Annotated in this window: 15 protein-coding genes and 3 pseudogenes; 7 read left to right on the top strand and 11 right to left on the bottom strand. The window is 63.0% G+C overall.

Annotation, left to right across the window (positions count from 1 at the left end):
- The 3 genes and pseudogenes from NKH50_RS23085 to NKH50_RS29015 all read right to left on the bottom strand — a co-directional run.
- Nucleotides 1-428, bottom strand: a 428-nt coding sequence (locus NKH50_RS23085) for a transposase (RefSeq protein ID WP_352881172.1), incomplete at its 3' end; no start/stop codon positions are given.
- A gap of 86 nt (nt 429-514) precedes the next feature.
- Nucleotides 515-1,300, bottom strand: a pseudogene (locus NKH50_RS23080) (glycoside hydrolase family 25 protein); the annotation flags it as partial.
- A 90-nt stretch (nt 1,301-1,390) separates the two neighbouring features.
- Nucleotides 1,391-1,534: pseudogene (locus NKH50_RS29015) on the bottom strand (glycoside hydrolase family 25 protein); the annotation flags it as partial.
- 260 nt (nt 1,535-1,794) lie between these two features.
- Here NKH50_RS29015 and NKH50_RS23075 point away from each other — a divergent pair.
- Nucleotides 1,795-2,709, top strand: coding sequence for a hypothetical protein (locus tag NKH50_RS23075; RefSeq protein WP_352881170.1), 915 nt, complete (start codon nt 1,795-1,797; stop codon nt 2,707-2,709).
- Nucleotides 2,710-2,722: 13 nt separating this feature from the next.
- On the opposite strand, the gene NKH50_RS23070 is transcribed toward NKH50_RS23075, so the two are convergent.
- From NKH50_RS23070 to NKH50_RS23050, 5 genes are all read right to left on the bottom strand, one after another.
- Entirely contained in the window at nt 2,723-2,935 is a 213-nt protein-coding gene (locus NKH50_RS23070; RefSeq protein ID WP_352881168.1) for a hypothetical protein, read from the bottom strand.
- 119 nt (nt 2,936-3,054) lie between these two features.
- Nucleotides 3,055-3,453: a GFA family protein gene (locus NKH50_RS23065; RefSeq protein ID WP_352881166.1), complete on the bottom strand. Its 399-nt coding sequence runs from the start codon at nt 3,451-3,453 to the stop codon at nt 3,055-3,057.
- Nucleotides 3,454-3,649: 196 nt separating this feature from the next.
- Nucleotides 3,650-4,606: an alpha/beta fold hydrolase gene (locus tag NKH50_RS23060; protein WP_352881164.1), complete on the bottom strand. Its 957-nt coding sequence runs from the start codon at nt 4,604-4,606 to the stop codon at nt 3,650-3,652.
- A gap of 22 nt (nt 4,607-4,628) precedes the next feature.
- Entirely contained in the window at nt 4,629-5,114 is a 486-nt protein-coding gene (locus NKH50_RS23055; protein WP_352702439.1) for an SRPBCC family protein, read from the bottom strand.
- Between the two features lie 120 nt (nt 5,115-5,234).
- The gene (locus tag NKH50_RS23050) at nt 5,235-5,483 is read right to left on the bottom strand and encodes a ParB N-terminal domain-containing protein (RefSeq protein WP_023674751.1); all 249 of its coding nucleotides are present in this window, start codon (nt 5,481-5,483) and stop codon (nt 5,235-5,237) included.
- Nucleotides 5,484-5,638: 155 nt separating this feature from the next.
- Between NKH50_RS23050 and NKH50_RS23045 the strand changes: the two genes are divergently transcribed.
- From NKH50_RS23045 to NKH50_RS23025, 5 genes are read left to right on the top strand one after another with little or no spacing between them, the layout of a single operon-like run.
- Nucleotides 5,639-7,279, top strand: coding sequence for a N,N-dimethylformamidase beta subunit family domain-containing protein (locus tag NKH50_RS23045; RefSeq protein WP_352881163.1), 1,641 nt, complete (start codon nt 5,639-5,641; stop codon nt 7,277-7,279).
- A 1-nt stretch (nt 7,280) separates the two neighbouring features.
- Nucleotides 7,281-8,648, top strand: coding sequence for an aminotransferase family protein (locus NKH50_RS23040; RefSeq protein ID WP_352881161.1), 1,368 nt, complete (start codon nt 7,281-7,283; stop codon nt 8,646-8,648).
- 10 nt (nt 8,649-8,658) lie between these two features.
- Nucleotides 8,659-9,588, top strand: a complete 930-nt coding sequence (gene kce, locus NKH50_RS23035; protein WP_352881159.1) for a 3,5-dioxohexanoate:acetyl-CoA acetone transferase — start codon at nt 8,659-8,661, stop codon at nt 9,586-9,588.
- A 9-nt stretch (nt 9,589-9,597) separates the two neighbouring features.
- The gene (locus NKH50_RS23030; RefSeq protein ID WP_352881157.1) at nt 9,598-10,110 is read left to right on the top strand and encodes a GNAT family N-acetyltransferase; all 513 of its coding nucleotides are present in this window, start codon (nt 9,598-9,600) and stop codon (nt 10,108-10,110) included.
- A complete protein-coding gene (locus tag NKH50_RS23025; RefSeq protein WP_352881155.1) occupies nt 10,107-11,138 on the top strand; it encodes a histone deacetylase family protein in 1,032 nt (343 codons plus the stop codon). The genes NKH50_RS23030 and NKH50_RS23025 overlap by 4 nt, the downstream gene beginning before the upstream one ends.
- 18 nt (nt 11,139-11,156) lie before the next feature.
- Here the strand turns inward: NKH50_RS23025 and NKH50_RS23020 are convergent.
- Together NKH50_RS23020 and NKH50_RS23015 are read right to left on the bottom strand one after the other, a co-directional pair.
- Nucleotides 11,157-12,421 (bottom strand): annotated as a pseudogene (locus tag NKH50_RS23020) (cysteine desulfurase-like protein).
- 48 nt (nt 12,422-12,469) lie between these two features.
- A complete protein-coding gene (locus NKH50_RS23015; protein WP_352881153.1) occupies nt 12,470-13,537 on the bottom strand; it encodes an aldo/keto reductase in 1,068 nt (355 codons plus the stop codon).
- 329 nt (nt 13,538-13,866) lie between these two features.
- Here NKH50_RS23015 and NKH50_RS23010 point away from each other — a divergent pair, with 329 nt between their 5' ends.
- A complete protein-coding gene (locus NKH50_RS23010) occupies nt 13,867-14,031 on the top strand; it encodes a hypothetical protein (RefSeq protein ID WP_352506409.1) in 165 nt (54 codons plus the stop codon).
- Between the two features lie 51 nt (nt 14,032-14,082).
- Here NKH50_RS23010 and NKH50_RS23005 read toward each other — a convergent pair whose 3' ends face one another.
- Nucleotides 14,083-14,589, bottom strand: coding sequence for a DUF1993 domain-containing protein (locus tag NKH50_RS23005; protein WP_254817666.1), 507 nt, complete (start codon nt 14,587-14,589; stop codon nt 14,083-14,085).
- Nucleotide 14,590: the final 1 nt, after the last annotated feature.

The raw sequence follows: 14,590 nt of genomic DNA, 5'->3' as shown, positions 1-14,590 counted from the left end.
AGCATCGTTCCCCGCTTCAGGATAACACCGGCTTTCTCCAACTGCCGGTCCAGTTCGCCAAACAGCTTCTCCAGCAGCCCTTCGCTGACAAGCAGATTGCGAAAACGCGAAAGCACCGTGTGGTCGGGAACGCTCTCCTCCAACCCGAGCCCTACAAAGCGCCGGAACGACAGCCGGTCGCCAAGCGCCTCCTCAAGTTCGCGATCCGACAGGCCGTAGAGTGACTGCAGCAAAAGCGCCTTGAACAGAACCAGCGGTGGCCAAGCTGCCCGTCCGGGTCCGCCATCGCGCAGCGGGTTGAGCAGCTTCTCGAAGCGATACCACTTCACCAGACCCGACAATCGATCAAGCGGTGAAGAACCGCCAGCCAACTTGCCGCCCAGAAAAGCCTCCGCCAAGCTCAACTGGCCCATCTGCTTCACTGCCATCGCGATTCCCTCCGAGCTTCGTCTCAGAGAATCACAATCAGCGAATTACGCAACAGGCCCACAAGGGGAGAAGGCAAGAGCTGCCGCTACTCCGCCTCCGCTACCATCTGCCGGCCGCCAACCCAGTCGCGCCATGCCCGCTCATCGCCATGGAACACGTTGAGGTCGATGCGGCCCCTCACCCCGTGCGACAGGCCGGAGCCGGAATATTGCCAGAACAGCCATTTGCGGCCGGGATAGACCTTTGACGGATGCGCGGCCACGGCGCGCAGCCAGAATGGATAATCGGGGAAGGCGCCGCGCAGATTGTCACGGTAGAAATCGGGCGCGGTGTAGATGATCGGGCGCTGGCCGTAGTGGCGCTCGAGCTTGTCCATGAACACCTGCATCTTTTCCAGCACCTTTTGCCGCGACGGGCGGCGCTTGCAGCTGGATTCGCCGTTCCACTCGACGTCGATCACCGGCGGCAGCGCGCCCTCGACCCTCGGCACGTTGCGGATGAACCAGTCGGCCTGCTCGCCGGCGGTGCGGCACCAGTAGAAGAAGTGATAGGCGCCGCGCTTCAGGCCGGCGGCGTCGGCATTGCGCCAGTTCCTGGTAAACATCGGGTCGATATGATCGCCGCCGTCGGTCGCCTTGATGTAGGCGAAGTTGGCGCCCTGGGCGCGCAGCTTTTGCCAGTTCACATTGCCCTGCCAGCGCGAAACGTCGACGCCATGGACGGCAAGGCGCCTCGGCGAGGAGGACTTACCGAAATTGATCGGCTTGGCGTCGCGAAAACCATAGCGCGTGACCGGCTCGGCAAGCATCGCCGGTGCTGCGCGTGTCAGCCGCTTCGGCGGCGACATCAGCGCGATGACCTCGGCCGGCGGTTCGATGTCCTGATCGGGCACGTTCATCGCGACCGGCTGTTCGTCGTGCTCCTGTTCGGCAAAAGCGGGCGCAGCATCAGTCTTCGCCACGGATGCCACCGGCGCGGGTGGCCGCACAACCGAGCTGGTGGTCTCGCCGGACGGCACTTGCAGCGCATCGACGCCGGAGGTCGACGTGCAGCCGGCAAGGCACAGCGCTGCGATCGAAAAGATGACGACGCCTGATAACCGCATCTGGACCTGTACGCAAAACACAACAGACCGAAGGCAGGACAACGCCGTCGGACAAACCAAGCTGGATTCCTAACAAGAAACTACCAACAAAGTTTGAATCGAATTGTTAGGGGGTTTGCATCGGAACGTTCGCCCGGACGGGGGTGCGCCATCCCCCAACGTTCGACCACGTGGCTGCCTCGCAATCCCGCTTGACAACTCACGGCATGAGATTAGTCTCCACTAATCTTACGGTGTAAGGCCATACTTGGGAGGAAGTCATGCAGCCCGCCGCCCTATCAGAATTGCAGCCCGTAGCCCCGCCCGAGCCACGCTCGCCCGCCATCGGGATCGACGAAATATCGCGCGATCTCAGCCGCGTTATCGAACGCGCCGAGGTCAATGCCTGGCTCGATCTCTATCGCGCCGCCCCGGCAGACTTTGCCGCAAGGCAAGGCCTTGCCATCGCCGAAGATGGCGATCTCGTCTGGACCACCTGCACGACGATCCCGTTCATCCATTTCAACTGCGTCAAGAATCTCGGTGTCGATAGCGCTGCCACCGAGAGCCGGCTCGACGCGCTTCTGGCGCATTATCGCGAGGCCGGTATTCTGCGGCCCTGGTTCTACACCAATCCGCATACCGAGCCCGCGACGCTCAGCTGCTGGCTCGAGGCACGCGGCCTGCAGCGTCAGGGCGGTTGGGAACGCATCTTTCGCGACGCCACGCCATTGCCAACGGAGCCGCTTTTCCCGTCGAAGGATGTCTCGGTCGAGCGGGTGACGTCGGCAACGGCAAGGGAATGGGCTGGGTTCATCGACAGCCAATATCGGTTGCCGACCTCACCATGGTTGCTAGCGCTGGCCGGCCGACGCGGCTGGCATCATTATATGCTGCGGCGGGACGGCGCGGTGGCGGCGGTGCGCTCGATGTTCATCGGTGCCGACGGCATGGCCTGGAGCGGCATCGACGCGCCGGTGCCCGGCATCATGGCGCCGAGCTTCGACCTCGATGCAATGCTCGGCGAAGCGATGGTGCGCGACGGACTTGCGGCCGGTGCAAAACTGTTCGTGGCCGATATCGAGGCGCCGCGAGCCGAACGTGAGGGGCCAGCCTACCGCAACTATGCACGCCTCGGCTTCAAGCTTGCCTATTTCCGCAGCCATTACAGCTATTTGCCGGCAAATTCCGGCTGACCGCTTCAAGACCCTAGCCGCACAGCCACAGCTTGTGGCAGGTCGTGGCCATCAGGTGGGCCGGCGGTACAAAACGATCGTTGACCGGCGCATCATCGTCTACCCGGCGGATCTTTTCTTCGAGCAACGTGCGAAGTTGTGCCGGTTGCACGCGGTCGCGCTCCATTACCAGCATGATCATCGGATCGCTCAAGAGTTCATCCAGGGTGTTGATGCTGTCGTTCATCCGTCGCCTCCTCGACTGCCTGCCCGCACGCCAATAGATAGGCAGCAATGATGGCCCGCCAATGACGCTTTGCCGGCTATCTCGTGTCGCTTCGGATTAAATTTTGTCCAGATTCCACCTCAAATCGGAGGTGGCGCGCCTTCAAACTGCGGCAGGCCGTCGTCGATCTGCACCCAGGGCTGCTTCGAGGCGGTCCAGATATGCATCTCAGGCCTAAACAACGAGGGATCATCGAGCGAGCCGGTGGTGATGCCGATAATGCCGGCGGAATCGCGCCGGGAAAACATCGTCGTGCCGCAGCACGGGCAAAAGCCGCGCTTGAGATCGGGCGAGGAATTCACCGTCGCCAGCGGTCCCTCGACCGTCACATCATCGATGCGGAACAGCACGCGCGCGTTGAAGGCGGCACCCAGCGCCTTCTGGCACAACCGGCAATGGCAGACGCGCTCATTGATCGGTGCCGCCTCGGCGCGGTAGCGCACCGCGCCGCACAAACACCCGCCCTGATATCTTGCCATCACCCGCGTCCCTGCCCTGTGAGGATAGGCGGCATACCTATCGATAGGCGTGGCAGCGTCAATTGAAAAGCTTTGATGGCGCCATCTATAGCTGTGATGCGGCCAATACACGATTGGCCGATGCGCCGGGCCAAGGCCCCATGGGCGACGTGCCGGCCATCTCGCGGAAGACGGCCGGCAGACAATTGACTGGGCGTCAGTTCGTTTCGTTGACGACCTCGTCCCAGGTCTTGACCTTGGTCTGGCCATTGAGGAACGGCAGCGCGGCAGCTGTCAGTTCCGGCGCGAAGAACACATCGTAGTGGGTGCGGTTCGGCACGATCGCCAGGCGGTTCTGCGACAGGTTCTCGCGCATCCAGCCGGCGTCCTTCAACCCGCCGCCGAGCATCTGATAGAATTTGATCTCGTGCTCGGGCCGGTACATGTCGCTGTCGCCGAACACCAGCATCACCGGCATTTTCAGCTTCGGCACGTCGGCCGAATAGTCGTAGTCCTTGCGCATATAGGCGCCGAGCTGGTCGAGCAGTTTCGGAAAATCCTCCGGATGCGGCGCAACCGCGACGTAGGATTTGTACATCGGTGTGTCCTTCATCATGTCGGCCATCGCCGCGCCGACCTGTGCCTGCTGGCCACGCATCTCGGCATAGAAGCCGTCCGCGGCGTAGCCAGTCGAGACCAGCACCAGGCGGCGCACCGTTTGGGGATGCTGGACGGCCATGCGGAAGGCGACGCCGCCGCCCAGCGAATAGCCCATCACGTCGACCTTGTCGTAGCCGAGCGCCTTGACGATCGCCGCCATGTCGTCGCCCATCGCCTCCAGGCTGAGCGGCCGGTCGCCGAGCGCGGTGCGGCCATGGCCCTGCAGGTCGACCCCGATGACGGTGCGGTTTTCGGTAAGCTTCGGCAGGATCGGCGCGAACATGTCGGTCGTGCCGAGACCGCCATGCAGCAGAAGCAGCGGCTCGCCCTTGCCATAGACGGCGTAATAATAGTTCAGGCCGTTGATCGGCAGCAGGCCGGATTTTTCCGGCGTCGGCAGTGTTGTGGTTGCGGTCGTCATGGCGGGCTTGGCCTCCTCTGCGTTGATGGTGCCCGGCGCGGCAAACAGCGCGGCGGCCGAGGCGAAAATGGCGAAAAATATCGATCTGGACATCAGTCTCCCTCTCCCGTTTGCATCAAAGTCGCTTGGCGACCTCCTCAAGCTGTTCGGCGCACTGGCCCCAGCCGTCGTGAAAACCCATTTTCTCGTGCTGTTCGCGGTCGGCGACCGACCAATGCGCGACGCGGGCAATGTAGCGCGTCTTGCCCTCGCCCTCGTCCTCGAAGGTCAGCACGACCGTCATGAACGGCTTTTCGGACGGCTCCCACGCCTTCGTATAGGCATCGGTGAAGACGAGCTTTTTGCCCGGTACGACTTCGAGGAAGATGCCTGGATTCGGGAACTCCTTGCCGTCGGGATCGGCCATGACGACAACGGTGGAGCCACCGGTCCGCACATCCATTTCGGCGCGCGGCGTCATCCACGGCTTCGGCGAGAACCATTGCGTCAACAGCTTTGGCTCGGTCCAGCAGCGATAGACGTTCTCGTGCGGCGCATCGATGATGCGGGCGAGAACCAGCTCGCGATCGGAGTTGGGGGCGACGTCGAGCTTGGTGGTCATGGTGTTTCCTCACATTTCGGTTTGGCTTCCGTGTCTAGGACGAATCGACACGACGCAAGCCGACACGGCCCGCGAAAAAATCCGCGGGACAGGAGATTCGAATGAGGGAACTGAGTGGCTTCAGTGGCGCTTGGCTTGCACCAGATAGGCGTCGATCTCGGTCTCGCCGAGCCACTTGGCCGCTTCCAGCCGATGCAACCCTTCGACCAGGATATGGCGCTTGCCGTCATGGCGCACCTGGATCGGCATCTTCATGCCGTTTTCCAGAATGTCCTCGGCCAGATGGCGGACGGTCTCGGGATGCAGCGTCTTCTTGCGCGCCGTTGGCACGTAGATATCGTTGACCCTGACCTTTTGCACTCTCAGCATATCGGCTCCCGTGGCGGACAAGGCCGCCCTTTGTGAGATAGTCTGTTTGTCCGGCAAGGCCAAGGGAGCGCCCGGCAACGGCTGGCCCGATCGTTTCCAATTGACGCTTGGCCGGCGGATGGCCGAAATGGCGGCCTTCGACCTTAGCGGTGTCCATGAACCATCTGCCGACCGAGTTTCCCGATTTCGGACTGACGCCGGAGCAGCGACGCCAGGCGGTGCGCAGCCATTACTGGGAATGGCCCGGTATGGATGGCAGGCGCGGCGAAATCTGGTGCTACAGCGACCGTTTTTCCTATCGCCCCGGCGAGATGGTGGCGCTGCATGTCAGTTCGACGGCCGCCGGTTTCGGCATCGCAATCATCCGCGACGGCGGCGCGGAAACGACAATGTTCGAAAGGACCGGGATTGCGGCGCGCTGGCAAGATACGCCGGATCAATGTTCGGTCGAAGGCTGCGGCTGGCAAGCTTCGTTCGAGTTTCGCATCGGCGACGACTGGCCATCCGGCGCCTATCGCGTCACGCTTGAAGCGGACGGTCGCGACGGCAAGCCGATCCGCTGTCATCACCTTTTCATCGTCTCGCCGCAGCCCGGCAAGAAACCCGGCCGCGTGCTGCAGGTCGCGGCCACCGGCACCTGGCTCGCCTACAACACATGGGGCGGTTCCAACCATTACGAAGGCATCACCGGGCCGGCCCGCGACCAGTATGCACGAATGGTGTCGACGCAGCGGCCTTGGTGCCGCGGCTTCGTCGTGCTGCCCAAGGATGCGCCGCGCGTGCCGCTCGAAGTCGCGGTGCCGCCGAAAACCGTGCCGCGCTATCCGCACATGGAATGGGCCTTTGCCACCGGCCATTCGAAGAAATACGCCTCAGCCGGCTGGGCAAGCTACGACAGCCATTTCTTCCGCTTCGCCGAGCGTGCCGGCTACGCCGTCGATCTCGCCAGCCAGCACGATCTGCATTTTTCGCCCGACATTCTCGACGGCTATGACTGCGTCGTCTTCGTCGGCCACGACGAATATTGGACCTGGGAAATGCGCGATGCGGTCGACACCTATGTCGAGCGCGGCGGTAATGCGGCGCGCTTTGCCGGCAACTTCATGTGGCAGACCAGGCTGGAGGACGAAGGCCGCCGGCAGGTCTGCTACAAATACCGCGCCCGCGCCGAGGACCCGGCCTATCGCGGCGGCGATATGAAGCGCGCCACCAATTCCTGGGAAGCGCCGGAAATCGGCCGGCCGGGTGCGGCGACCTTCGGCCTCAACGCGACAAGAGGCGTCTATGCCGGCTGGGGCGGCTGCGCGCCGCGCGGGGTGCGTGGCTTTCCGGTCTACCGGCCGGAGCATTGGGCCTTCGCCGGTACCGGCATCTACTATGGCGACCTGCTCGGCGCCGACAGCCATGTCTATGGCTATGAGGTCGACGGGCTCGATTTCGAGATCCGCGGCGGCCTGCCCTACCCGACGCCCGACAGCGGCGCACCGAACGGCCTGCAGGTGCTCGCGGTCGGCATGGCTGCCCAGGTCGAGGAAAGCGCCGACATCCCGTTCGAGGACCAGTTCCTCGGCGACGAGGACGGCCGCTTCACCGCCGAAACGCTGTTCGGCGAGGCAAGCGACGCCAATCTGGACAAGGTCAAACGCGGGAACGGCATGATCGTCAATTTCCGGCGCGGCAAAGGCGAGGTGTTTCACGCCGGAAGCTGCGAATGGGTTGCCGGCCTGCTAAGGCAGGATGCGATGGTCGAGCGTGTTACCAGAAATGTCCTCGACCGCTATCTCGGAAAGTCATGACATGCTGAAGTCCCCTGCCCCGGAAGCCCGCGAAGCCTCGCATCTGTTCTACCTGTCCAGCCTGCGCCGGCCGCTGATCGACCGCGCCGAAGGCATCTACATGTGGACGCAGGATGGCCGCCGCTTCATCGACGGATCGAGCGGCCCGATGGTCGCCAATATCGGCCACTCCAATCGCAACGTGCTTGATGCGATGAAACGGCAGATGGACCGCGCCACCTTCGCCTACCGCCTGCATTTCGAGAACGAACCGGCAGAGGAGCTCGCGCGGCAACTGGCGGCCAAACTCCCCGAGGGCCTGGACCGCATCTTTTTCGTCTCCGGTGGCTCGGAGGCAACGGAATCCTGCGTCAAGCTGGCGCGGCAATGGGCAGTCGCCATCGGCCAGCCCAGCCGCTGGAAGGTGATCACGCGCTTTCCGTCCTATCATGGCGGCACGCTCGGCGCGCTCGCCGTCACCGGCGACGATGCGCTGGCCGAAACTTTTGCGCCGATGATGCAGGTCATGCCGACGGTGCCGGCGCCTGCCGCCTGGCGCGACCGCGACAATCTTTCGATGGAACAGCGCGGCACCCGCTACGCCGACATGCTGGAGGAAAAGATCCTCGCCGAGGGACCGCAGAGCGTGCTCGCCTTCATTATGGAGCCGGTCGGCGGCGCTGCCACGGCAGCATTGGTGGCGCCCGACAGCTATTATCCGCGCATCCGCGAGATCTGCGATCGCTACGGCATCCTGCTCATCCATGACGAAGTGATGAGCGGTGCCGGCCGCACCGGAAAATTCCTTGGCGGCGACCACTGGAACTGCAAGCCAGACATCGTCGCGCTGTCGAAGGGGCTGGGCTCGGGCTATGCCCCGCTCGGTGCGCTGGTGGCACCGATGCGGCTGGTGCAGCCATTGCTCGCGTCGGGCGGCTTCCAGCACGGCCATACCTATGCCGGCAATCCGCTCGCCTGCGCCGCCGGGCTCGCCGTGCTCGGCGAGATGGACCGTCTCGGCCTGATCGCGAACGCGGCTGTCATGGGCGAGCTATTGATGGCCGAGCTGAAGGGATTGGCGAAGCGGTTTCCGTTCATCGCCGACGTCCGCGGCAAGGGCCTGCTCACCGGTGCCGAAATGGTCGCCGATCCGGACACGCTGAGGCCGATCGAGCCGGCGAAAAAGGCCACTCAGCGCCTGCTCGACCTCGCCTATGAGCGCGGCCTGATCATCTACGGACGCAAGGTCAAGGGCGGTGTCGACGGCGATAATTTCATGGTCGCGCCGCCGATGATCGTCACCGCCGCGCAGATCGGCGAGATCATATCCATCATCGGTGACGCGCTCGAGGTGCTGGCCGGCGAGCTCGACCTGCCGGTCGAAGGCTGAGGAACGAACCATGGCACCGCGCAAAGTCATCATCACCTGCGCCGTCACCGGGTCGGTGCACACCCCGTCGATGTCGCCGCATCTGCCAGTGACGCCGGACCAGATCGCCGCAGACGCAATCGCCGCCGCCGAGGCCGGCGCTTCGATCCTGCATCTTCATGCCCGCGACCCTAAGGATGGGCGGCCGACCGCCGACCCCGAGGTGTTCATGCAGTTCCTGCCGCGCATCAAGCAGGCGACCGATGCGGTGATCAACATCACCACCGGCGGATCGTCGCTGATGACGCTCGACCAGCGGCTGGCCGCGCCGCTCAGGGCCGAGCCGGAAATGTGTTCGCTCAATATGGGTTCGATGAACTTTGCGCTGTTCCCGATGCTCGAGCGGCCGCGGGAATGGCAGCACGAATGGGAGCCGAAACTGCTCGAGGCCACCCGCGACACGATCTTCAAAAACACCTTTGCCGACATGGAGACGGTGCTCGAGAAGCTCGGGCGCGGTTGCGGCACGCGCTTCGAATTCGAGTGCTACGATGTCGGCCATCTCTATTCGCTGGCGCATTTTCGCGATCGTCGGCTGGTGTCTGGACCTTTGTTCATCCAGTTTGTTTTGGGCATCCTTGGCGGCATCGGCGCCGATCCAGAAAACCTGATCCACATGAAGCGCATCGCCGACAAACTGTTCGGCGGCAGCTACCAATTTTCGGTGCTGGCCGCAGGACGCCACCAGATGCCGATGATCTCGATTGCGGGGGCGATGGGCGGCAATGTCCGCGTCGGGCTGGAGGACAGCCTCTACGACGGGCGCCAACTCGCCAAGTCCAATGCCGACCAGGTGCGCCGCATCCGCAGCGTGCTCGACGGATTGTCGCTGGAGGTCGCGACGCCGGCCGAGGCGCGGCAGATGCTGGCGCTCAAGGGCGGCGACCGTGTGGCGTTCTGAGATGCGGCCGTGACCAACCCACCGTCAAGAGACATCGTCATCCGCGCCGGCCGGGTGGAGGACGTCGAAACCATCCACGCCGCGCTCCTACGGCTCGGCGCGCATGTCGGCGCACATCAGGAGATCACCTCGACAGCTCGGGATCTCCGCACCTATGGCTTTGGCGAGAAGCCTGCCTTCTCGACCCTGATCGCCGAGGTCGGCGGTGAGTTTGCCGGGCTTTGCCTGCATTTTCCAATCTTCTCGACATGGATGGGACGGCCCGGCGTCTATGTGCAGGACCTCTATGTCGAGGACCGTTTTCGCGGCCGCAGGATCGGCGAGCGCCTGCTGCGCCGGGTCGCGGCGCAATGCCGGAAGGACGGCGGCGTCTATCTCAAGCTGTCCGTCGATACCGACAACGAGACCGCCAAGGCTTTTTACGAACGGTTGGGCATTGCCTGGTCCAGCTACGAGCAGGTGCAGAAGATCGTCGGCGACGCCTTTTTCGCCTTCGCCGATGCACCGGAGGAGCCAACATGAAAGTCTTCTATGCCGAAGAACAGAAGCGCCACGACCCGAAGGCGTTCCTCTCCAGCGGCGCGCCGCAGCCCAATCCGGAAAAGCCGGAACGGGTCGAGCGATTGTTGGCCGGCGCAAAGGCTGCCGGCTGCACGATCGAACGGCCGCGGGATCACGGACTCGGCCCGATTGCCGCGGTACATACGCCGGAATATCTCGATTTCCTTCACCATATCTCCGCGCGCTGGCAGCGCATCGAGGGCGCCTCGGCCGAGGTCATCCCCAATATCCATCCGATCGCGCGGAACGGCTCCTATCCGGCCTCGGCGGTCGGCCAAGCCGGCTACCACATGGCCGACACCGCCTGCCCGATCTCCGGCGAGACGTGGCAGAGCGCGCTTTGGAGCGCCTGGAGCGCGGTTGAAACCGCCGAGGCGGTGATGTCGGGGGCGCCGGCCGCCTATGCGCTGTGCCGGCCGCCCGGCCATCACGCCTTTGCCGACGTCGCCGGCGGCTTCTGCTTCATCAACAATTCGGCGGTCGCCGCACAGGTTCTGCGCAAGCAGGCGGCGCGGGTGGCGATCCTCGACGTCGACCTGCATCACGGCAATGGCACGCAAGGCATCTTCTATGCCCGGCCGGACGTGCTCACCGTGTCGCTGCATGCCGACCCGGTGCGGTTCTATCCGTTTTTCTGGGGCCATGCCGACGAGCGCGGCGAAGGCGCCGGCCTCGGCTACAATCTCAACCTGCCGCTGCCGCGAAAATCCGGCGATGCGGCTTTCCTCGAAGCGCTGGCGGCAGCGTTCCAGCGCATCAACGCCTTCTCGCCCGATGCGCTTGTGGTCGCGCTGGGGCTAGACGCCTTCGAAGGTGATCCGTTCGGCGGGCTGACGGTGAGCACGCCTGGTTTTTCGCGCATTGGCGAGGCGATCGCCCGGCTCGGCCTGCCAACGGTCATCGTCCAGGAAGGCGGTTATCTGTGCGACGAGCTCGGCGACAATCTCACCGCCTTCCTCACCAGTTTTGGCGGCGCCCACAAGCGATGATCCGTCGGCGTGGCCCGCTCAGGATCGCTCCTGCCTCAGCATGGCGACAACGCGGTGCACGCTCTCCAGCGTCTCGTCGATCTCGGCTGCAGTGTTGTAATGCGCGATGCCGATGCGCACCACGCCCTGCTCGGCCGGAATGCCGAGCTGGTGGACGATCTCCCAGGCGTAGTTGTGGCCGGACCACAGGAAGATGTTTTCCGCATTCATCTGCCGCACGATCGTCTCCGGCGCTATGCCTTCGACAGTGAACGACACCGTCGGCACACGCTCATTGATCCGCTTCGGATCGGTGATGCCGTGGATGGTCAGGCCGGCAATATCCGACAGACCGTCGATCAACTGTGGCGTTAGCGGGTTCTCGTAAGCGATTGAGACTTCGAAGGCCTTGGCGATTTTCCGCCGACGCGATCCTTGCGCGCCAGCTGCCGCTCCCAACTCGGCAAAATAATCGACAGCCGCCGACAGGCCGGCCATCAATTCAATTTGCGGCGTGCCGAGCTCGAAGCGCTCCGGCAAGGCATTGGACGAGCAACGGCATTTATACGGCTTAAGCGCATCGATAACGTCCAGCCTGCCCCACAAAATTCCCATATGCGGGCCGAAGAACTTGTACGCCGAGCAGATCAGGAAATCGCAGCCGAGGTTTTGGACGTCGATCAGACCATGCGGCGCGAACTGGACGGCATCGATGTAGACCAACGCACCAGCCCGCCTGGCGATGCCGGTCAACGCCTTCACCCGGTTGATCGACCCGGTGAGATTGCTGGCGTAGTTGAGCGCGACGAGCCGCGTCCTCTCGGAAAGCAACGCGGCGAGCGCCGCCTCCTCGATCTGCCAGCTCTGCTGGTCGAAAGGCAGCCAGCGCACGACAAGGCCAAGGTCTTCAGCCAGTTGCAGCCAGGGTGAGACGTTGCCCTCATGGTCCATGCGGGTGAGGATGATCTCGTCCCCGGCTTCATCGTGCGGCCGAGCGTTCGCGACATGTGGTAGGTCAATGTCGTCATGTTGGCACCGATGATAATTTCCTGCGGGCTCGCAGCGCCGAGAAAATCCGCCATCGCCAGATGGGCCTCGTCGACAATGTCCTGTGCCGCAATGGTGGTCTCGAAGAAGCCGCCGAGGTTGGCATTGGTGGTCAGCAGGCAGCGTGACACCGCGTCCGCCACCGACTGCGGGACCTGCGTGCCGGCAGGATTGTCGAGATAGATGCGCTGGCGGCCCTTGTCGGTCAGCGACAAAGCCGGAAATTTCGCGCGCACCGCGTCGATCCGGAAGCCCATGGCTGTTCCCCTCTCCTTATGACAATCGGACAACCACGTCCCGACGCGTCAAGGGCACGGATTGCCGACACGCTGGTGGATCGCATCAACGGCTTTCTGCATGTCCTCGGTCCAGACCACGTCGGCGGAAGAGAGCGCCATTTCGAGTTGCGAAATGGTGGTGGCGCCGATGATGTTCGAGGTGACCAAGGGCCGGTTCGAGACATAGGCATTGGCAAACAGCGCCGGCTCCATGCCGAAGGTGCGCGCCAACCGGTTGTATTCGAGCTGCACCTCGGCAGCATTCGGCGTCTCGTAGCGCTGGCCGCGGTTGAACAACTGCGAGCGCGAGCCCTGCGGCCGCGCGCCATGATCGTATTTGCCGGTCAAATAGCCTTGCGCCAGCGGTGAATAGGCAAGCAGCGACACCTGCTCGCGCTCGCAGACTTCGGCAAGGTTCACCTCGAAGGTGCGATTGACGAAATTATAGGCGTTCTGCAGCGAGGCGACGCGCGGGCCGAGGCCCTTGTCGGCTTCGGCAATGAAACGCATGACGCCCCAGGAATTCTCGTTCGACAGGCCGAAATGGCGGATCTTGCCGGCCTTCACCAGTTCATCAAATACGGCAAGCGTCTCGGCGATCGGCGTCTCGCCTTCCGGCACGCCCGCGGCATCGGAGCGTCGCGGCAAGGTACCGATGCGGTTCGGATTGGCGCCCCACGGCACGTCGCGTTCCGGCCAATGGATCTGATATAGGTCGATGTAATCGGTGTTGAGCCTGGCGAGTGACTTATCAATAGCGTCGAAGATATCGGCGCGCACCAGTTTAGACGGGCGGTCGCCGCGAAACCAAGTGTTGGCGGTGCGACCAACTACCTTCGAGGCGATGATCACTTGGTCCCGATTGCGCTTCTCCTTCATCCAATTGCCAATGATTGCCTCGGTACGGCCTTGTGTCTCCGCCTTGGGCGGGATCGGATAGAGTTCGGCGGTGTCGATGAAATTGACGCCGCGAGCAAACGCCAGATCCATCTGGGCGTGACCGTCCGCCTCGGTGTTCTGCTGGCCCCAAGTCATCGATCCGAGGCAGATTTGCGACACGAAAAGATCGGTCTGGCCGAGACGGCGTTTGTGCATGGAGTTTCTCCGGCGGGAATTTTGCGCGGCTGCGCGAGGGGGAAGCAATAGCATACAGGAAAGCGCCGCCCGCTTCCAAGCCCACCGACGGCAGGCCAGGCGACTTTCCCGGATGCCGGCGAACGGAGTTTTTCGCTGCGGCCAACAAAAAACCGGCCAAGTGCCGGGACTGAGGCCTACGGTCGAAGCACCGCAGAAGTTTCGCCGGAACAGCCGAATTAGGTCAAAAAAGATCAGGGCAGCATGGCTGCCATGCGAATGCTGCACTGCACAATTGTCATGATCTGCCTATATTGACGGCCGTGGAGGTTCAATAAGGGGCTTGAATCATGGGATTCTTCACTGAAATGTTCGCCCGTCCGCGTCCGCGGGAACAGCTGCGTTATCGTGCGGCACTGGCGCTGCTCCATTCGATGAGCAATGCCGATCGCGCCGATATCGGCGTCAAGCCGGCCGATTTCCCGCGCATCGCTCGGGAAATGTCCGTACGCTAAACAGCGCGCCGTGAGATATCCCGCCGCAGCGGTATATCTCACAACCTGATCTCAACGCAATCCGAGGAAGATCGACTTGCCCAATGGCACGCCGTTGTGGCGCAGGATGTCGTAGGCGGTGGTCAGGTGGAAGTAGAAATTGGGCATGGCGGCATGCAGCAGATACTGCATTCCCGGCATCGAAACCTCGCGCCCCGCAAGCCGCAGTTCGACCATCCTGTCATCTGAACCATCGAATTCGGCCGCCGAAAACGTCGCGAGATAGTCGAGCGTCTTGGTAAGGCGGGCCTGCAGATCAACGAAGCTCGTCTCATTATCCTCGTATTTTGGCACCTCACGCCCGGCAAGCCGCGACGGCGCGCCCTTCGCGTGATCGGTGGCAATCTGTACCTGCCTGGTCAGCGCAAACATGTCCGGCGCCAGCCTCGCCGTCAGATACACCTGCGGATCGATCTTGCGATCAGCCGCATTTTGCTCGGCAATGTTCAGCACATTGGCTAGTGACTTCAGCCTCGCCGAAAATACCGGCACGGATGCTTCATACATTGATATGGTCACA

Source organism: Mesorhizobium sp. M1027, from assembly GCF_040318745.1.
Lineage (GTDB): Bacteria > Pseudomonadota > Alphaproteobacteria > Rhizobiales > Rhizobiaceae > Mesorhizobium.
Note: the sequence above shows the minus strand (reverse complement) of the source record. Positions and strands in the feature narration are given on the sequence as shown.